This window comes from Streptomyces sp. NPDC006743 (assembly GCF_040703815.1).
In the GTDB taxonomy this organism is placed as follows: Bacteria; Actinomycetota; Actinomycetes; order Streptomycetales; family Streptomycetaceae; genus Streptomyces.
In genome coordinates, this window is sequence record NZ_JBEYJA010000013.1 from 75,406 (window position 1) to 92,847 (window position 17,442).

The window sequence follows — 17,442 nt, forward strand, 5'->3', positions numbered from 1 at the left end:
CGGGCCCGGCGCCCCGAGGTGACGGGCCGTACGGGGCGTGTGCCGTAGGTCACCGAGGGTTTTCCCTGTGCGGGCGCCCTAGGGGGTTCCCTCATTGGGGGCGGGCGGGGCGGGTCCTAGCGTGAGGGACGTGCCGCTCGCCCGGGCACGTGGGAGTCCGAGCACCGGTTCCCGTACCGACCGGCTCAGCCCCCAGCCCGCGCGATCCCCCACCGGCCAGCCCACGAGGAGACGCATGTTCGGCCTCACCCGCGCCAGACCCGGCCGTCGCGGACGGACCGCCGCCGCACTGTCGGCCGGCGCCGCGACCGCGCTGCTCACCGCGCCCTGCGCCCACGCCGCCGACCGGCCCGGCGCCGGCGTACCGGAGTCCGTCGTCGGAGGTACGCCGACCACGACGAGCGCGTACCCCTTCGTCGTCCAGCTCACCGACACCGCCGGCAACCAGTTCTGCGGCGGCACGCTCGTGGCCGCCCGGAAGGTGGTCACCGCGGCGCACTGCGTGTCCGGCGAGACCACCGCCGGCGTGCGGGTCGTCGGGGGCCGCACCTACCTCGACGGCACCGACGGGACGGTCAGCGAGGTCAGCGGCATCTGGGTCGACCCGGACTACACGGACGCGGCGAGCGGCGACGACGTGGCCGTCCTGACGCTGGCGACCGCGATGCCGTACGCCCCGGCGAAGTACGTCTCCCCCGCCGACACCGGTGCGTACGCGGCCGGGACCACGGCCCGTGTCCTGGGCTGGGGCACCACCACCGAAAGCGGCGGCCCCTCCAACCAGTTGCGGACCGCGACCGTACCGGTCGTGTCCGACAGCGGCTGCGCGGGCGCCTACGGCTCCGACTTCGTCGCGAGCGACATGGTTTGCGCCGGATACGAATCCGGCGGCACAGACACCTGCCAGGGCGACAGCGGCGGTCCCCTGCTAGTCGGGGGCGTCCTGGCAGGGATCACTTCATGGGGCGACGGCTGCGCCGAGGCGGGCCGTCCGGGTGTGTACACACGGCTGACCACCTTCTCGGACCTGGTCACGGCGCAGGTCGGCTCCTGAATCCCCCGGGGTTCCCCCGGGGCACGTGCCGGGGGGCGCTGCGGGCCACCACGAGCGGCCCGCAGCGCCCCCTCTCCACCCGGCGCGGCCCGCTGCCCGTCGGCGGTGGGCTTCCCGGCCGCGCCCCGGCCGCCGGGACCTCGTGGTCCGCACCCGCACGGTCCCGTCCGGGATGCGGTACGCGGCCACGAAGGCGTCGGTGACGCGCTCGGCCAGGCCGCGCTCGAGTTCCGCGCGGACCCTGCCGGGCTCAAGGGCGGGTGACGGCCGCGAACCGGACGTCGTACGGCGTCCCGCGGTGCAGCACGGCCGGCATCCCCCGCGCCCCCTCGGTCACCGCCTGCCGCTGGGCCCGGGGCAGGTCGCCGAAGCGCTCGACGAGAAGCGTGTCGCGCACCTGCTTCCACACCCCCGCGAGGAACCCGTCGACGAGGAGGGTGCGGTGGGCCTGGTTGTCCCGCCAGTTGCGGTCCCGGCGGTCCCGTGCCGGATCCGCGCGCCGGCCGGCGGCGAAGCACGGCGAAGCGGGCGGTCCGCGCCCTGCGCGGCCGACCGGCGTCCTCCTACGGGTTCGCCGACCAGCCCGTCCAGCGCCGGACGGACAGCGCGACCACCGCGCCGCCGGGGGGCTGGTCGGTGTACTGCGGGTACTTGCGGCGCAGCAGTGCCAGCGCCTCCTCACGCTCCCGCCGCCGGCCGGCGTCCGCCGCCTCGTCCGTCCCGCCGGCCGGCAGGACGCGGGCGCGGCAGTCGGCGCGGGCCCACCACAGCCGGGTCCAGTCCTCGTCGTAGGCGTCGGCCAGCAGGCACACCCAGGGGTGGGCGGCCATGTTGCGCAGCCGCTTCAGGCGGGTGGTGCTCTTCGGTTTGCGGTCGACGGCCGTCACGATCGTGCCGCCGTCCGGGACGGCGAACACCACGGGCACCAGGTGCGGCCGGCCGGCCGGGTCCACCGTGGCCAGCCGTGCCACGCGCGCGGCGGCGAACCGCCGCCGGGCCTCCTCGGCGTCCATCCGCGGCACCTCGCGCCTCCTTCCCCGCCACGTGAGCGCGTCCGCGCTCCGGGTACCCCCTGTCCGCCGTGCCGGACCCACAATGGGCGGCAGGGGCCGGAAGGACACCGACGAAGGGAGACGCATGCCGGGGCTCGCGGTTCCGCTGTGGGACGTGGCCAATGGACAGGGCCTGCGCCAGCTCGCCGAGCTGGGACTGGCGCTGCTGCTGTCGAGCCTGATCGGCTGGGAGCGGGAGGCCCACCAGAAGAGCGCGGGCCTGCGGACCCACACCCTGGTCGGCGTCGCCAGCGCGCTGATGATGGAGGTGTCGCAGCACGGCTTCACCAACGTGCTGGGCCTGGACCACGTGTCCTTCGACCCGTCCCGGGTGGCCGCCCAGATCGTCTCCGGCATCGGCTTCATCGGCGGCGGTCTGATCTTCGTACGGCGGGACGCGGTGCGCGGACTGACCACCGCCGCCACCATCTGGCTGACCTGCGCCGTCGGCATGGCCTGCGGGGGCGGGCTGCCGATCCTGGCGCTGGCCACGACCGTGCTGCACTTCCTCGTCGTACGCGGCTACCCCCGGCTCTCGCGCCGGCTCACCCCGGGCCCGGTGCCGGCCACCGTCGAGGTGCGCCTGACGTATCTGACGGGCCGGGCCCTGCTGCCGCGGCTGATGGAGGCGTGCACCAGCCGGGGCTTTCGCATCCTGGAGGTGAAGGCCGACCGGCTGCCGGGCCGCACCGACGCCGCGGCCCGGGTCCTGCTGCGCCTGGAGGGCACCGCCGACGCCGGGCGGCTGGCCTCGGAACTGTTCCACGAGGACGGCGTGGTGGACGTCGAACTGAGCCTCGGCACGGCGGAGGAGGAGGAGCAGGACGCGTAGGGCCGCCCGGCCGGACGGGTGGTGCATGGGGGGCGGGGCGGCTGGGCACCCGGGGGGCACTGTGCATCAGCGACATCACGGGTCACGCGTGCTGCTCACCGGCTGGTTCAGCTTCCCCGACGGGGAGGCGACCGCCGGGGACGTGCTGGCACTGCACCGGGCCGAGGACGTGCTGCGCCGGGCGGGACTGGCGTACGACGTCGCCTGGAGCCCTGGCTTCCGGCCGGACGCCCTGCACCTGGACGACGTGGTGCCCGGCCGGTACGGGCAGCTGGTGTTCGTGTGCGGGCCGCTGCACGGGCCCCAGGTGGAGGAGCTGCACCGGCGGTTCGCGCACTGCGCGCGGATCGCGGTCGGCACCTCTGTGCTCGACCCGGACAGCCCGGCCGTCACCGGCTTCCACCGCGTCCTGGCACGCGACGCGCCCGCCGCCGCTCCCGCCCTGGACCTCGCGGCCGGTGCCCCCGCCCTGCCGGCGCGGCCCGTGGTCGGGGTGGTCCTGACGCACGGGCAGCACGAGTACGGGCCCGCCCGCCGGCACGACGCGGTCGCCGCGGCGGTGACGTCCTGGCTGCACGGCAAGGACTGCGCCCGGCTGGAGCTGGAGACCCGGCTCGACGCGCACGACTGGCGGCTGAGCGCCACCCCCGCCCAACTGGAGTCCGTGCTCCTGCGCCTGGACCTCGTCGTCACGGACCGGCTGCACGGCATGGTGCTCGCGCTGCGCGCCGGCACACCCGCGCTGGCCGTGGACCCGGTCGCCGGGGGCGCGAAGGTGAGCGCCCAGGCGCGCGCCTGCGGCTGGCCCGCGCTGGTGCCGGCCGAGCAGCTGGAGCGGTCCGGGACCGGTGAGCTGGACCGGTGGTGGGGCTGGTGCCTGGCCTCGGGCCGGGAGGCCGCGCGGCGCATACGGGACGAGTGGGCCGCTGGGACCGGGCGGGACGCGGCCCAGGAGCTGACGGCAGCGCTGGGTGCCGCGCGGGCGGCGGGAACCTCTCCGGCGGCGGGCGCGGCGGATGCCTCCCAGGCCGCGGGGACGGCGGGAGCGGCTTCGGGGACAGCCAGAGCGGCTTCGGAGACAGTTGAAGCGGCTGCCGGGACAGCGGGAGCGGCTTCGGGGACAGCGGGAGCGGCAGAGGCGGCGGGGGCCGCGGACGCCTCGCCGGCGGCGGAGGCGTCGGACGCGGCGCGCCGGGGCCGGGCCGGAACGCCCCGCACCAGCCCGTCGCAGGCGCCGTACGGGCCCTCGGCCGGTGCCCGGCGCGATTAGGGCGAGGGGCGGCCGGGCACCCGGAACGGGACGCGGCAGGCAGCTCGGTCCCCGTAGGAGCAACAGTGTCGACAAACAGACTTCCCGATCACGAACAGCGGATCCTGGACGAGATAGAACGTGCTCTGAGCCGTGACCGCCGGCTGGTCCGGCGACTGAGTTCCACCCGGCGCCGCAGGGGCCCCGATCCCGCCCGGGTGGCGGCGTACGCCCCGCGGACGTGGACCGTCGTCCTGCTGCTGGCGGTCGCCGTCGCGCTGCTGACGGCCGGTGCCGCCACCGCCGAGCCGGGGGTGATCTGGGCGTTCGCCGCGGTGTGGCCCCTGGCGCTGTTCGCGGCGCTGCGGCTGTGGTGCGGGCGGCGCTCGCGCTCCGTCTGAGCCGTGGGGCGGCGCGGACGCGGAAGCCTCGCGCGGGGACCGTGGGACCCCTCTGGGCGGCGCGGGCCGCGGACAGCTTTGGTCAGGCGGGGCGGGCGGACGCCGAGGTGAGCAGGCGCAGGGCGTCGTGGGAGGGGCTGCCGGCCTCGGCGGTGAGGACCATGAGCCGCTGCCCCGAGCCGTCCGGGCTGTCCCAGGTGTCGCAGTCGAGGGTGAGGTCACCGGCCAGGTGGTGCCGGTAGTGCTTGGTGCCGTAGCCCGCGGTGATCACCCGGTGCTCGGCCCACCAGGTGCGGAAGTCGGCGTCGGCGGCGGAGAGGTCGGCGACGAGCCGGGCGAGTTCGGGGTCGTCGGGCCCGCCGCCCATGCGCAGGGCGGCGACGGCGTCGCGGGCGTCGTGCCGCCACTCCCGGTGCAGGGCGCGGACCACGGGGTCGGTGAACAGCAGGCGCACGTAGTTGCGCCGGTCGGGCGGCACCCGCGAGAAGTCGGTGAACAGGGCCGCCGCCGCCGCGTTCCAGGCCAGGACGTCCAGCCGGTCGCCCAGGACGACGGCGGGGGTGGCGGGGAGCTGGGCGAGCAGGCGCCGCATGGCGGGCCGCGTCCGCTGGGCGGGGCGCGGGCCGCGCGGCCGGGCGTCGGCCTTGCCCGCGAGCCGGTACAGGTAGGTCTGCTGGTCGTCGTCCAGGCGCAGCGCGCGGGCCACGGCGGCGAGCACGGAGACGGAGGCGGGGACGCGGCCCTGTTCGAGCCGGGTGTAGTAGTCGACGCTGATCGCGGCGATCCGGGCGACCTCCTCCCGGCGCAGCCCCGCGACCTTGCGGCGCGAGCCGGTCCCGGGAAGCCCGAAGTCGTCCGGGGCCAGTTCGGCCCGGCGGGCCTTCAGGAACGCCCCGAGTGCTCGGGGGTCGGACGCCACGGTCATGGCACCCATTGTCGCGCATGCGCACCGGTGCGCGGGGAGCAGCGGTGCACGCGGGGCGGCTCCGGGCGCGCGCAACGTGCCACGGGGCGGCTCTGGGCACGCCTGTCACGGGGGCGGCTCCGGGCGCGCGACCTGTCGCGGGGGCGGCTTCGGGCGCCCGCAACGTGCGCACGCGCGTGGCCGCGCGGGGTGGCCGCCTCCTCGTCACCCGGTGTAACGACGGGCCTTCGAGCGGCGCTGGCCGGCCTCCAGGAGCCGCAGCCGCGCCTCCACCTCGGGCGGGAGCACCCGGCGCTCGCGCACGATCCAGGGCAGGGCGCCCGCCGCCTCGGCGAAGGCGTGCAGGGACGTGGTGTCGCGCGGCACCGTGCGGGCCAGGTACAGGGTGCGGCGCAGGGCGGGCCCCAGCGGCCTGCGCAGCCAGGTGAACCACAGGGTGTTGCGGATGCCGTCCCGGCGGCGGCGCGTGGAGTCCCGTACCCCCGACGGATGGTGATGGATGGTCAGTTCCTCGGCGTAGGTCAGCCACCAGCCGTCCGCCGCGAGGTCGGCGGCGAGCAGTTCCTCCTCGCCGCCGAGCCACAGCCGGGGGTGGAAGCCGCCCGCGCGGCGGAACGCGTCGGTGCGCAGCACCGTCGCCGCGGCGAGGAAGGAGCCGAGCGCCGGGCCGGGCAGCCAGCGGGGGCCCGGCAGGGGCGAGTTGCGCAGTTCCTCGACGATGGGGTCCTCGGCCCCGTCCGGTTCGACGACGATGCGGGCGGTGACCGAGCCGAGCGCGGCGTGCCGGTCGAGCAGGTCGGCGGCGCCGGCGAGCGCGCCCGGCGCCCACCAGGAGTCGTCGTCGCAGAAGGCCACGTAGGGGGTGCGGACCTGGCGCACGGCCAGGTTGCGGCCGACGGCGCCGAGGTTGCGGCCGGGGCTCAGCAGCCGTACCTGCGGGTGGTGGCGGGCCACGGCGGCGGAGGTGCCGTCGGTGGAGCCGTTGTCGGTGACGATCACCTCGGGGCGTTCGGGGAGTTCGGCGAGCCGGTCGAGGGTGCGCAGCAGTTCGGGGCGGCGGTTGTGGGTGATGACCACGACGGTGGTGCGGGGATCGGTCACGGGGTGCCTCCCTGGTCCGGGCGGGACGGCCGGGGAACCGGTTCCGCGTCCAGCAGCCGTGCGGCGCGCTCGACGTACGGCGGCAGGGGACGCCGGGCGCGCACGGCGCCGGGCAGCCGGGCCAGAGCCTCGCGCAGAGCGCGCCGGGCGTGGGGGTCGTGGCGGGCGTCGGCGGCCAGCGCGCGGGTGCGGGCGAGGGCGTACGGGAGGGGGCGGCGCAGCCAGGCGGTGAGGAGTTCGTTGCGGCGTACGAGGGCGGGGCGGCCGGTGCGCGGGGCGGGGTCCGGGTGGTGGTGGGCGACCACCTCGGGGCAGTGGGTGACGCCCCAGCCGCGGGCGGCGAGGTCGTAGGCGAGCAGGGTCTCCTCGGCGCCGAAGAACAGCAGCGGGTGGAAGCCGCCGGCGTCGAGGTAGGCGGTGCGGCGGGTGACGGCGGCGCACGCGAGGAAGCCGAGGACCTGGGTGCCGGGCAGGTCGGTGGCCGGGCCCAGCGGGGAGTCGGCGAGCACCTTGTCGAGCGGGTCGGGTTCGTCCTCGGGGCCGACCAGGGTGCGGGCGGCGAGCAGGCCGAGCCGGGGGTGGCGGTCCAGGAGGCGTGCCGCCTCGGCGAGCGCGCCCGGCTCCCACCAGGAGTCGTCGTCGCTGAAGGCCACGTAGGGGGTGCGCAGGGTGCGGACGCCGTGGGTGCGGGCGGGGGCGCCCCGGTTGGAGGGCAGCGCCAGGACCCGTACCTGCGGGAACTCGCGGGCGAGCAGGTCCCGGGTGCCGTCGGTGGAGGCGTTGTCGGCGACGACGATCTCGGGGTGTTCGGGCAGGGCCAGCAGGTGCCGGAGGGTCACGGCGAGGCGCGCGGAGCGGTTGCGGGTGGCGATGACCACCCCGACGGGCCCGTGCTCGGACGCGTGTGCGTGTGCGTGTGCGTGTGCCATGGTGCCGGCCGTCCTTCGTCAGTGCGACGGCTCGGGGAGCGCGTCGAGGGCGTCCAGTGCCTCTTGCGTGGTGATCCTCAGCAGCGCCGGGTCGGGGCGGCGGCCGTGCGGGTCGCCCTGCGGGCCGTGCCACAGGGCGTGGTGGCGGGGGTCGTCCGGGGGCGGCCCCCAGCGGCTGGGCGGGACCGGGCCGCACAGGGTCACCGAGGGGGTGGCGTGGGCCACGGCGAGGTGGGCGATGCCGGTGTCGCCGCTGAGGACGGCGCGGGCACCCGCGACCAGCGCGGAGAACCGGCCGAGGGGCGGTCCGCCGCCGAACACGTCCGTGTCGGGCAGCCCGGCGCGCTTGGCGAGCGTGGCGACGAGGTCGCCCTCGTCCGGGCCGCCGGTGACGACCACCCGGTGACCGCGGGCGCGCAGCGCTCGCGCGACGCGGGCGAACCGGTCGACGGGCCACCGCCGTGCGGGGGATCCCGCGCCGGGGTGCACGACGACCGCGCCGGGGGCCGGGCAGGGGCCGGCGGGGCGGGGCAGCCGCAGGTCGGCGGGGTCGGCCGGCACGCCGTACCAGCGCAGCAGCCGGCACCAGCGGTCCCGCTCGTGCTCGTCGGCGTACCAGGGCGGCCCCTCGACGTCGGGGGTGCCGGGGTGCGCGAACGCCAGCAGGCGCCGGGGGCCCAGGGCGGCGAGCAGCCGGTGGCTGGGCGGCCCGTTGCCGTGCAGGTCGACGGCGACGTCCGGGGGCGGCCCGGACCAGGCGAGGGCGTCCGGCACGGCCCGGCCGGGCGCGGCGGCCGGCAGCAGCCGGTCGACGGCGCCCGTCGCCTCGACGAGGGGCCGCAGTTCCTCCGGCGCGGCGAGGACGATCTCGTGCGCCCGGAACCCCCGCCGCAGCGCCCGCAGGGCGGGCACCCCGGCGAGCAGATCACCGAGCCCGAGGGCACGCAGGACCAGGAGGCGCGGGGCGTCCCCTCCCCCGGGCCCGCCGGGGCCGGTCACCGGGCGCCCTCCGCCGCCCTGGCCATCAGGGCTGTCGAGGAGCGGCCGTCGAGGTAGGGCAGCAGGACGGCCTGGCCGCCCCACTCCTGGAGGAGGGCCGCCTCGGGGAGGTCGGCGCCGGCGTAGTCGCCGCCCTTGACCCAGACGTCGGGGCGGAGTTCGGCGAGGAGCCGTTCGGGGGTGTTCTCGTCGAACACGGCCACGGCGTCGACGCAGGCCAGGGCGCGCAGGACGCGCAGCCGGTCGGCGAGCGGGTTGACGGGCCGGCCCTCGCCCTTGCGGCGGCGCACCGAGGCGTCTGAGTTGACGCAGACGACGAGGCAGTCGCCGATCCGCCGGGCGGCCTGGAGCAGCCCGACGTGGCCGGCGTGCAGCAGGTCGAAGCAGCCGCCCGCGGCGACGACGGTGCCGCCGGCGCCGCGGACCCGGGCGATCAGGCCGGCGGGGTCGTCGCCCGCCGGCACGGCGTCGGCGGGGTGCGCGGTGCCGTGCAGGCCGCCCGCCCCGCCGGCGCCGACGAAGGCGCTCGCCGCGGTGACGGCGCCCTCCACGGCCTCTCCGACGAGCGCGCCGTCCGCGAGCAGTCCGGCCGCCGTGGCGGCGAACCGGTCCCCCGCACCGCACGCGTCGCCGTGATGGGCGGCGGTGACCGGCACCAGCAGCGGGTGTTCGCCGTAGGACAGCAGGGCGCCGAGGGGGCCGAGGGTGACCGCGACGGCGGCGACCCGCCAGTGCCGTACCAGCGCGGACGCCTCGTGGGCGACGGTGCGCAGTTCACCGACGCCGGGGCCGCCACCGGCTCCGCCGGCCTGCGGCCCGCCCGTCTCCCCGGTCGCCTCGCGCAGGGCGCCCGCGAAGGTGCGGGCCTCCGAGCGGGCCGGGGTGACCAGACGGGTGCCCGGGACCGGCGGACCGCCGCGCGGGTGCGGGTCCCAGACGACCGGGGGCCGCCTGAGCAGTTCGGGCCGCAGGGCGTCGGCCGCGCCCCGGCCGTAGTCGGAGACGAGGACGGCGGACGCGGCGGCGAGCACCGCGCGGGCCTCCTCGGTGGCCTCCATGGTGCGGCCGCCGCCGTGGTCGAGGCGGACCACCGGGCGGCCCTGGGCGAGGACGCGGGTCTTCTCGGGCACCTCGCCGGTCAGGGGGAGCGGGACGAGGGTCAGCCACGGTTCCAGGAGGCGCCGCAGTTCCCGCCCGGCCGGTCCGTCGTCCAGGCCGGCGACGAGGGTGACGTCACGGCCGTCGCGGGCGGCGAGGTACGCGGTGAGGGCGGCGCCGCCCGGCCGTACCCGTTCCGCGCAGTCCGCGACGACGGGTACCGGCGCGTCGGGGGCGAGCCGGTCCGCGTGTCCGGTGAGGTCGCGGTCGAGCAGAGCGTCACCGACCACGACCAGGGGTGCCTTGCCCGTCATGTCACCTCCCGCCCCGTCCGGGGGCGTCCCGTTCGAGGGCCGCGTCGAACGCGGCGCAGATCATGTGCACGGCGACCAGGTGGAGTTCCTGCACGGTGGCCGTGGAGGCGCCGGCCGCGCACAGCGCCTCGTCGCTGCCCGCGCTCAGCGGGTTGGGCGCCGGACCGGTGAGCGCCCACACCCGCAGGCCCGCGGCGCGGCCCGCGGCGGCGGCCGAGAGCAGGTTGGCGCTGGCGCCGCTGGTGGAGAGCAGCACGAGGACGTCGCCGGGCCGGCCGTGGGCGCGCGCCTGGCGGGCGAACACCTCGTCGACGCCGTAGTCGTTGGCGATGGCGGTGGTGCTGGAGGTGTCGGCGTGCAGGGCGATCGCGGAGTACGGCGGGCGGTCGTCGCGGTAGCGGCCGACGAGTTCGGCGGTCAGGTGCTGGGCCTGGGCGGCGCTGCCGCCGTTGCCCGCGGCGAGCAGCCGTCCCCCGCCGCCGAGGACGGCGGCGAGCCGTTCGCCCCAGCGCTGGGTGATGTGCGCGCAGCCGCGGAACTGTCCGAGGGCGACGAGGAGTTCGTCGCAGTGTCCGAGGACGGACGGTGTTCCGACACTCATGGGGTCACCTCCGGGTACGGGAAGCCGGTGCGGGGAAGGCCGTGTCCGTCACACGCGACCTCCGTCTCGACGTTCATCACGCGACCTCCGTCTCGACGTTCATCACGCGACCTCCGTCTCGACGTTCATCACGCGACCTCCGTCTTGACCTCGTGCTCGGCGCTGACCCGCCGGTAGACCTGTTCGGCGCCGTCGGCCACGCGCCGCCAGGTGAAGCGGCCGAGCACGCGTTCGCGGCCGGCGCTGCCGTAGCGGCGGCGGGTGCGCTCACTGCCGAGCAGGTCGCGCACGGCGGCGGCGACCGCCGCGGTGTCGCCCTGGGGGACGAGCCGGCCGGTGCGTCCGTCGGCGACGGAGTCGCGGTGGCCGCCCACGTCGGTGGCGACGACCGGCACGGCGCACGCCATCGCCTCCAGCGGGACGATCCCGAACGGTTCGTAGGCCGGGGTGCACAGCACCAGGTCGGCGCTGCGCATCAGCGCGGGCATCCGGGCCGGGTCGACGGCGCCGAGCAGCCGTACCCGGTCGCCGACGCCTTCGCGGGCGGCCAGGTCCAGGAGCCGCCGGGCCTCGGGGTCGGTGTGCAGCAGCGCGGGCGGCGGGCCGCCGGCGAGCAGGAGTTCGGTGTCGGGGATCCGGGTGAGGGCGCGGATCGCCTGGTCGTAGCCCTTGCGGCGGACCAGCCGGCCGCAGGAGAGCAGCCGGTGCCGGTGGGTGCGGGCGGGGGCGGGCGCGGTGGCGGGGTCCGCGCCGGGGTGGAAGTGGGCGGAGTCGACGCCGCAGGGGACGACACAGACGCGGTTCGGGGAGATGCCCATGGCGGCGAGTTCGTGGACCTCGTCGGAGCAGGTGGCCAGCACCCGGTCGCAGGTGCGGCCGATCTGCCGTTCGATGCCGATGCGTTCGAGCGGGCTGGTGTCCTCGCGGCCCTGGTGGCGGCGCTTGACGGTGCCCAGGGCGTGGAAGGTCTGGATGACGGGGACGCCGTGCGGGCCCGCGCCGAGCAGGGAGGCCATGCCGGACATCCAGAAGTGCGCGTGCACCACGTCGGGCCGCTCCTGGCGCCAGACGCGCGCCAGGTGGGCGCCGAAGGACGGCATGTGCGCGAACAGGGCGTCCTTGGGGATGACTTCGGGCGGCCCGGCCGGTACGTGCTCGACGACGGCGCCGCCGGGCAGCGGCACCCGGTCGGGCAGGTCCGGGTCGTCGCGCCGGGTGTGGACGGTGACGTCGTGTCCGCGGCGCGCCAGTTCCTCGGTGAGGCGGGCGACATACACGTTCTGGCCACCGGCGTCGACCCCGCCGAGCGCGGCGAGCGGGCTCGCGTGCTCGGACACCATGGCGATCCTCATCGGGTGACCTCCTTCAGCAGCCGCTCCCAGTCGTCCAGGAAGCGGGTCAGTCCGTAGCGGGCGAGCGCGGCGGAGCGCGCCGCCTCGCCGGCCGCGCGGGCGCGCGACGGGTCGGCGACGAAGTCCCGTACGGCGTCGGTGAGTACGTCGATCCGGTTGGAGACCACTCCGGCGCCGGGCGGCACCGCCTCGGTGACCTCGGTGGTGGCGAGGGCGACCACGGGCATGCCCAGGTGCATCGCCTCCAGCAGGGACAGCCCGAGGGAGGTCCAGCGGACGGGGTGGAGGTAGAGGCGGCGCCGGGCCATCTCCGAGTGCAGTTCCTTCTGCACCAGTTCGTGGACCCGGCAGCGTTCGGGCGGCAGTCCGACGTGTTCGGCCAGGCCGTCGGTCCCCATGCCGAAGACGTCCAGCGCAGCCGCCCGCGCGAAGGCGGGCAGCAGATCCGTGCCCGTCGTACGGCCGCGCCGCACGGGCTCGTTGACGACGACGGCGGCGTGCGGGACCTCGCCGGTCCACAGCGGGCCGGGGTCGACGATGCCGTGTTCGACGACGGCGGTCTCGGCGCGGCCCGCGTCCCACATCAGCCGGTTGAAGTGGGTGACGTGGACGAGCGGGATGCCGGCGGGCAGGTCGGCCACGGGGTGCCGGGTGTCGGGCACGTCGCCGTGGGGGGCGTTGTGCTCCAGGTAGACCATCGGCGGGGTGCGGCCGAGCCAGCGCCGTACGAGGCCGTACTCGTGGGGGCGCTGGAGGACCACGAGGTCGATGCCGGCGTCCCGCAGCCGCTCGGGCGGGAGTTCGACGACGGAGTCGGGCCAGTCGAAGGTGCGGGCGCGGCCGAGGCCGTCGGGGCCGCGGTCGGGGGTGACGGGGACGAGGTAGGTGTGCGGGCCCTGGACGAACGCGGTGGTCCAGGAGCCGTGCACGTGCCAGATGAGGATCCTCACGGCTTCATCACCTTCTCCACGGCGGCGAGCACGTCGGTGGCGGTCACCGACTCCAGGCAGGGGTGGCCGGGCACCGGGCAGGTGCGGGCGCGGCTGCCGGCGCACGGGGCGTCCTGGTCGCCGAGCAGGACGTACGCGACGCCGTAGGGCCGCCAGCGTCCGGCGGGCACCACCGGGGCGAACAGGGAGACGACGGGGGTGCCGACGGCGGCGGCGAGGTGGGCGGGGCCCGTGTTGCCGGTGACGACCGCGCGGGCCCGGGCCAGGACGCCGGAGAGTTCGGCGGCCCCGGTGCGGCCGCCGAGGTCGAGGCCGTGGCGGCCGGCCACGTGCGCGGTCAGGTCCTTCTCTCCCCCGCCCCCGGTGACGACCACCCGGTGTCCGGCGGCGGTGAGTTCCCGTACGGCCTGCGCGCACCGCTCCCGGCTCCAGGCGCGGGCGGGGACGCTGGCCCCCGGGTGCAGGACGACGTACGGCTCGCCGCCGGTGAGGTGGGCCGTCGCGGGCGGGGGCAGGACGCGCAGCCGTCCGTCGTCGGGGCGCGGGAACCCGGCGGCCGCGGCGAGGTCGAGGGCGGCCTCGGCCTCGTGGGCGTGCGGGAGGCGGCGGTGGCGTACGTCGAGCAGGGAGCCGGGGTAGTCCACGCTGTCGGCGGCGATGTGCCGTACGCCGGCCAGCCGCAGCAACAGGGCGGTGGGCAGCGGGGACTGGTGGAAGGAGGTGAGGACGAGCGCGGTGTCGGCGTCGATGGCGTCGAGCAGCTTCTCGATCTCGGCGCGGTCGACGGGCGGCGGCTCGAATCCGGCCCAGGGCGCGTCCCACACGAGGATCTCGTCGACCCCGGGCAGCAGCCGCGCGGCGGGTTCGCCGCGCGGCCCGCACAGCAGGGCGACCCGCTCGGCCCGGGCGGCGACGGCCCGCACGGCGGGCCCGGCGAGCAGCACGTCGCCGAAGCTGTCGAGGCGGGTGACGATCGCCTTCATCGCGGCCACCGCCCCGGGTCCGCGCCGGCGGGGGCGGCTGGGCGCTCGCCGGCCGGGGACCCGGCCAGCAGGGAGCGGACGGCCGTCAGGAGGTCGGGGGCCACGTGTCCGGCCGCGGCGGTCTCCTCGGGGCGGGTGACCGGGGTGGGGACGAGGATGGCGCGGGCGCCCGCGCGGCGGGCGGCCTCCACGTCGCTGCCGATGTCGCCGATGACCACGACCGTGGCGGGCTCGGCGCACAGCTGTCCGGCCGCCCGGAGGATCAGGCCGGGTTCCGGCTTGCGGCAGCGGCAGCCGTCGCCGGGGCCGTGCGGGCAGACGGCCCACACGTCGAACGGGCCGAGGAGTTGGTCGACGCGGTCGTGGACGCGGCGGACGTCGGCGGCGGTGATCAGGCCGCGGGCCACGCCCGACTGGTTGGTGACGACACCGGTGGCGATGCCGTGCTGCCGCAGCAGCCGCACCGCCTCGCGGGCGCCCTCGACCGGACGGACCCGGTCGGGGTCGCCGTTGTAGGGGACGTCCTCGACGAGGGTGCCGTCGCGGTCGAAGAGCACGGCCCGGAGCGGCTTCACGGGGCCACCTCCGGCCAGGCGGGCGCCGCCCGGTGGCGCCACCGCCCGCTGAGCCAGTGCCAGGTGGCGGCGGGCGGGATGAGGACGCTGGTGACGGCCATGGTGGTCACCTCGTCCCGGGTGCGCGGCCCGGGGACGATCCGCGCCCGGGCGAACTCGGCGGTGCCCGCCGCCCAGCCGAGCGCGGCCAGCGCGGCGAGCCGGGGCCGGCCGGCCGCGGCGAGGACGCAGGCGGCGGCGCCCGCGGCGGTGACGGCGAGGTGGGTGCGGATGCGTCCGCGCGGGGCGACCGCCTTGTGCCACCAGTCGGGCCCGTGCAGGCGCAGCATCAGCGCGTCGTCGGCGTTGCCGCGCTGGGCGCGCAGCGACACCCAGCGGTCGGCGGGGCGCACGGGATGGCGGGTGGTGCGGCGGCCCTGGCGGATGCGCCACCCGGCGTCGAGGACGCGCAGCGCGAGGTCGGCGTCCTCGCGGAAGGCGCGCCGGAAACGTTCGTCGAACCCGGCGACCTGCTTGAGGGCGTCGGTACGGTAGGCCATGTCGGCGGTGATCCAGCGGGCCCGTGCCAGCCCGGCGGTGCTGCGCTCCCAGTCGGTGGGACGCCGTTCGCCGGGCAGGGGTACGGCGATGACGCCCTGGACGGCCGCGGTGTCGGGGCTCGCCTCGGCGAGGTCCTCGGCCAGCTGGTCGCACCAGTGCGGGCCGACCTGGACGTCGTCGTCGAGGAAGGCGACCCAGGGGGCGGTGACCGCGCGCAGGCCGGTGTTGCGGGCGGCGGCCGGGCCGCGGCCACTGCTGGTGAGCACGGTGGTGCGGGCCCGCAGGTCGCCCAGCACGGCCAGCGCGTGCTCCAGTGCGCCGGGTTCGGGATCGGGCCGGTCGTCGACGAGGACGATCTCCTCGGGCCGCGGCCCGTGCGCGGCGGCGAGCGCGGCCAGGCAGTCGGCCAGGGTGTCCCGGGCGAGCGTGGGGACGACCACGGCGTAGGCGGGGTGGGCGGCGGGGCCGTTCATGCGTACGCCCTCGTCCTGCGCACCGCGTACGGGCCGATGGCCAGCAGGTCGACGGGTGCGGAACCGAAGCACTCCAGCGCGTCGCGCGGGTCGTCGACCATGGGCCGGCCGGCGGTGTTGAGGCTGGTGTTGACGACGACGGGCAGCCCGGTGCGGCGTTCGAAGCCGCGCAGCATCCGGGCGACCAGCGGTTCCTGCCGCTCGTCGACGGTCTGGATGCGGGCGGTGCCGTCGACGTGCACCACGGCGGGGATGCGGTCCCGCCAGTCGCGGTGGACGTCGTGCACGAAGAGCATGTACGGGCTGGGCAGCGGGCCCTCGAACAGTTCGTGGGCGCGTTCGGCGAGCACCATGGGGGCGACCGGCCGGAACTCCTCGCGGCCCTTGACCCGGTTGAGCCGTTCCAGGTTCTCGGCGCGGCCGGGGTGGGCGAGCAGGGAGCGGTGGCCGAGGGCGCGCGGTCCGTACTCGCTGCGGCCCTGGAACCAGGCGACGACGCCGTCGCGGGCCAGTTCCCGCGCGACCTCCTCGGCGATGTCCCCGGGCCGCTCGTAGGGGACGCCCGCCTCCTCCAGCCAGGCCCGCAGCTCCTCGTCGCTCCAGCCCCGGCCCAGGTCGGCGCCGGGCATCGGCGCGGGGGCGCCGCCCTCGCTCGCGGCCAGGTACAGGGCGCCGCCGAGCGCGGTGCCGGCGTCACCGGCGGCGGGCTGCACCCACACGTGCCGGTACGGGCCCCGCGCGGCGATCTTGGAGTTGGCGACGCAGTTGAGGGCGACGCCGCCGGCCAAGGCGAGCGCGTCGCCGCCCGCCTCGCGGTGCAGCCAGTGCACGAGTTCGAGCAGCACCTCCTCCAGGACGGCCTGGCAGCTGGCGGCGAGGTCGGCGTGGTCCTGGGTCCAGGCTTCGTCCTTCGCGCGCGGCGGGGCGAGGGCGCCCCAGTCGACGCCGTGGGCGCGGAAGCCGCCGTCGCCGGTGGCGTGGACGTACTGGCGCAGCTGGGGCAGGAAGCGCGGTTTGCCGTAGGAGGCGAGCGCCATGACCTTGTACTCGTCGCTGCTGCGCAGGAACCCGAGGTGGGCGGTCAGCTCCTCGTAGAGGAGGCCGAGGGAGTGGGGCAGCGCCTGCGCGGCGAGGGTGTCGAGCTTGCCGTCGTGGAAGCGGCCCGCCAGGTGGGAGGCGGCCTCGCCGCGGCCGTCCAGGACCAGGACGGCGCTGTCGGGGTGCGGGGAGGCGGGTCCGGCGGAGGCGGCGTGCGCGATGTGATGCGGCACGAACACGACCTTGGCCGGGTCCAGGCCGGGCAGCGCCTCGGCGAGGAACTCGGGGGCGCGGCGCGCGTACTCCAGGCGCAGCGGGTCCCACGGGTCGAACAGGCCGAGGTCGGCGGCGGGCCGGGCGAGGGCGGGGTCGAAGGAGTAGGTGACGGCGTCCAGCTCGCCGGGGCGCAGCCCCGCGTGGTCGAGGCACCAGCGGGCGGAGAGTTCCGGCAGTTCCCACGCGGAGAACGGCACCGGGCGCTTGCCGTGCTTGCGGCGGCTGAAGCGCTCCTCCTCGCCGGCCGCGACCGTGCGGCCGTCGACGACGAGGGCGGCGGCGGGGTCGTGGAACAGGGCGTTGATTCCAAGGATGCGCATGGGGTGGGCTCCGTCCCGTTGCGGCGGGGGCCTTCCGGCGGGGACCTGGGGGTCGGGGTCGGTCCGGTGCTATTGGGGCATATGTGGCATTCCGGGCTTCTGGGTGCCGCGCCACAGCTGTCTCAAACACCTGAAGCCAACTGGCACCGGTGAGGGCCGAGGGGCGACAGAGCCAGGGGTGGCGTTCACGGTGCGTGAACACCGCTGGTCGCGGGGCCGCGGCAGGGTTCAGGTCCCGGGGTCGGCTCGGTTCAGGTCCCGGGGTCGGGGCCGGCTCGGTTCAGGTGCCGGGGTCGGCTCGGTTCAGGTCCCGGGGGTCGGGGCCGGCTCAGTCCAGGTGGCTGGGGCGGCTCCGGCCCGGCCCGGGGGTAGCCGGGCTC

General features: G+C 77.0%; 17 protein-coding genes and 1 pseudogene. 4 read left to right on the forward strand and 14 right to left on the reverse strand.

Annotation, left to right across the window (positions count from 1 at the left end):
- Positions 1-235: 235 nt before the first annotated feature.
- Complete coding sequence (locus ABZ719_RS14050) at positions 236-1,054, forward strand: serine protease (protein ID WP_366725438.1); 819 nt, start codon at positions 236-238, stop codon at positions 1,052-1,054.
- A gap of 250 nt (positions 1,055-1,304) precedes the next feature.
- Here the strand turns inward: ABZ719_RS14050 and ABZ719_RS14055 are convergent, their stop codons facing one another.
- Positions 1,305-1,451 (reverse strand): hypothetical protein, encoded by a 147-nt coding sequence (locus ABZ719_RS14055; protein WP_366725439.1) that lies wholly within the window; start codon positions 1,449-1,451, stop codon positions 1,305-1,307.
- 166 nt (positions 1,452-1,617) lie between these two features.
- The gene (locus ABZ719_RS14060; RefSeq protein WP_366725440.1) at positions 1,618-2,076 is read right to left on the reverse strand and encodes a TIGR03668 family PPOX class F420-dependent oxidoreductase; all 459 of its coding nucleotides are present in this window, start codon (positions 2,074-2,076) and stop codon (positions 1,618-1,620) included.
- A gap of 115 nt (positions 2,077-2,191) precedes the next feature.
- Here ABZ719_RS14060 and ABZ719_RS14065 point away from each other — a divergent pair, with 115 nt between their 5' ends.
- The 3 genes and pseudogenes from ABZ719_RS14065 (at position 2,192) to ABZ719_RS14075 (ending at position 4,588) form a co-directional block, all read left to right on the forward strand.
- Positions 2,192-2,938: an MgtC/SapB family protein gene (locus ABZ719_RS14065; protein WP_366725441.1), complete on the forward strand. Its 747-nt coding sequence runs from the start codon at positions 2,192-2,194 to the stop codon at positions 2,936-2,938.
- Between the two features lie 25 nt (positions 2,939-2,963).
- Positions 2,964-3,860: pseudogene (locus ABZ719_RS14070) on the forward strand (polysaccharide pyruvyl transferase family protein); the annotation flags it as partial.
- A 413-nt stretch (positions 3,861-4,273) separates the two neighbouring features.
- Entirely contained in the window at positions 4,274-4,588 is a 315-nt protein-coding gene (locus ABZ719_RS14075; protein ID WP_366725442.1) for a DUF3040 domain-containing protein, read from the forward strand.
- Between the two features lie 82 nt (positions 4,589-4,670).
- On the opposite strand, the gene ABZ719_RS14080 is transcribed toward ABZ719_RS14075, so the two are convergent.
- The 12 genes from ABZ719_RS14080 to ABZ719_RS14135 form a co-directional block, all read right to left on the reverse strand.
- Positions 4,671-5,513 carry a helix-turn-helix domain-containing protein gene (locus ABZ719_RS14080; protein ID WP_366725443.1) on the reverse strand — a complete coding sequence of 281 codons (843 nt, stop codon included), beginning with the start codon at positions 5,511-5,513 and terminating at the stop codon, positions 4,671-4,673.
- A gap of 204 nt (positions 5,514-5,717) precedes the next feature.
- The gene (locus tag ABZ719_RS14085; RefSeq protein WP_366725444.1) at positions 5,718-6,614 is read right to left on the reverse strand and encodes a glycosyltransferase; all 897 of its coding nucleotides are present in this window, start codon (positions 6,612-6,614) and stop codon (positions 5,718-5,720) included.
- Complete coding sequence (locus ABZ719_RS14090) at positions 6,611-7,543, reverse strand: glycosyltransferase (RefSeq protein WP_366725445.1); 933 nt, start codon at positions 7,541-7,543, stop codon at positions 6,611-6,613. The genes ABZ719_RS14085 and ABZ719_RS14090 overlap by 4 nt, the downstream gene beginning before the upstream one ends.
- A gap of 18 nt (positions 7,544-7,561) precedes the next feature.
- Positions 7,562-8,542 (reverse strand): glycosyltransferase family 9 protein, encoded by a 981-nt coding sequence (locus ABZ719_RS14095; RefSeq protein WP_366725446.1) that lies wholly within the window; start codon positions 8,540-8,542, stop codon positions 7,562-7,564.
- Positions 8,539-9,954 carry a D-glycero-beta-D-manno-heptose 1-phosphate adenylyltransferase gene (gene rfaE2, locus ABZ719_RS14100; protein ID WP_366725447.1) on the reverse strand — a complete coding sequence of 472 codons (1,416 nt, stop codon included), beginning with the start codon at positions 9,952-9,954 and terminating at the stop codon, positions 8,539-8,541. The genes ABZ719_RS14095 and rfaE2 overlap by 4 nt, the downstream gene beginning before the upstream one ends.
- Position 9,955: 1 nt before the next feature.
- Positions 9,956-10,555 (reverse strand): SIS domain-containing protein, encoded by a 600-nt coding sequence (locus ABZ719_RS14105; protein WP_366725448.1) that lies wholly within the window; start codon positions 10,553-10,555, stop codon positions 9,956-9,958.
- A 128-nt stretch (positions 10,556-10,683) separates the two neighbouring features.
- Entirely contained in the window at positions 10,684-11,907 is a 1,224-nt protein-coding gene (locus ABZ719_RS14110; protein ID WP_366725449.1) for a glycosyltransferase, read from the reverse strand.
- Positions 11,904-12,857, reverse strand: coding sequence for a glycosyltransferase (locus ABZ719_RS14115; protein WP_366725450.1), 954 nt, complete (start codon positions 12,855-12,857; stop codon positions 11,904-11,906). The genes ABZ719_RS14110 and ABZ719_RS14115 overlap by 4 nt, the downstream gene beginning before the upstream one ends.
- On the reverse strand, positions 12,854-13,840 hold the full coding sequence (locus ABZ719_RS14120) for a glycosyltransferase family 9 protein (RefSeq protein ID WP_366725451.1): 987 nt from the start codon (positions 13,838-13,840) through the stop codon (positions 12,854-12,856). Before ABZ719_RS14120 ends, ABZ719_RS14115 begins: the two co-directional genes overlap by 4 nt.
- Positions 13,837-14,415 (reverse strand): HAD family hydrolase, encoded by a 579-nt coding sequence (locus ABZ719_RS14125; RefSeq protein ID WP_366725452.1) that lies wholly within the window; start codon positions 14,413-14,415, stop codon positions 13,837-13,839. The genes ABZ719_RS14120 and ABZ719_RS14125 overlap by 4 nt, the downstream gene beginning before the upstream one ends.
- Positions 14,412-15,428: a glycosyltransferase gene (locus ABZ719_RS14130; RefSeq protein WP_366725453.1), complete on the reverse strand. Its 1,017-nt coding sequence runs from the start codon at positions 15,426-15,428 to the stop codon at positions 14,412-14,414. Before ABZ719_RS14130 ends, ABZ719_RS14125 begins: the two co-directional genes overlap by 4 nt.
- Positions 15,425-17,062 (reverse strand): carbamoyltransferase C-terminal domain-containing protein, encoded by a 1,638-nt coding sequence (locus ABZ719_RS14135; protein ID WP_366725454.1) that lies wholly within the window; start codon positions 17,060-17,062, stop codon positions 15,425-15,427. Before ABZ719_RS14135 ends, ABZ719_RS14130 begins: the two co-directional genes overlap by 4 nt.
- Between the last annotated feature and the right edge of the window lie 380 nt (positions 17,063-17,442).

Bases quoted from the DNA above. Each gene is read 5' to 3' on its own strand.
- ABZ719_RS14050 (WP_366725438.1), top strand. From the start codon at position 236: ATGTTCGGCCTCACCCGCGCCAGACCCGGCCGTCGCGGACGGACCGCC.
- ABZ719_RS14065 (WP_366725441.1), top strand. From the start codon at position 2,192: ATGCCGGGGCTCGCGGTTCCGCTGTGGGACGTGGCCAATGGACAGGGC.
- ABZ719_RS14080 (WP_366725443.1), bottom strand. From the start codon at position 5,513: ATGACCGTGGCGTCCGACCCCCGAGCACTCGGGGCGTTCCTGAAGGCC.
- ABZ719_RS14090 (WP_366725445.1), bottom strand. From the start codon at position 7,543: ATGGCACACGCACACGCACACGCACACGCGTCCGAGCACGGGCCCGTC.
- rfaE2 (WP_366725447.1), bottom strand. From the start codon at position 9,954: ATGACGGGCAAGGCACCCCTGGTCGTGGTCGGTGACGCTCTGCTCGAC.
- ABZ719_RS14105 (WP_366725448.1), bottom strand. From the start codon at position 10,555: ATGAGTGTCGGAACACCGTCCGTCCTCGGACACTGCGACGAACTCCTC.
- ABZ719_RS14110 (WP_366725449.1), bottom strand. From the start codon at position 11,907: ATGAGGATCGCCATGGTGTCCGAGCACGCGAGCCCGCTCGCCGCGCTC.
- ABZ719_RS14120 (WP_366725451.1), bottom strand. From the start codon at position 13,840: ATGAAGGCGATCGTCACCCGCCTCGACAGCTTCGGCGACGTGCTGCTC.
- ABZ719_RS14130 (WP_366725453.1), bottom strand. From the start codon at position 15,428: ATGAACGGCCCCGCCGCCCACCCCGCCTACGCCGTGGTCGTCCCCACG.
- ABZ719_RS14135 (WP_366725454.1), bottom strand. From the start codon at position 17,062: ATGCGCATCCTTGGAATCAACGCCCTGTTCCACGACCCCGCCGCCGCC.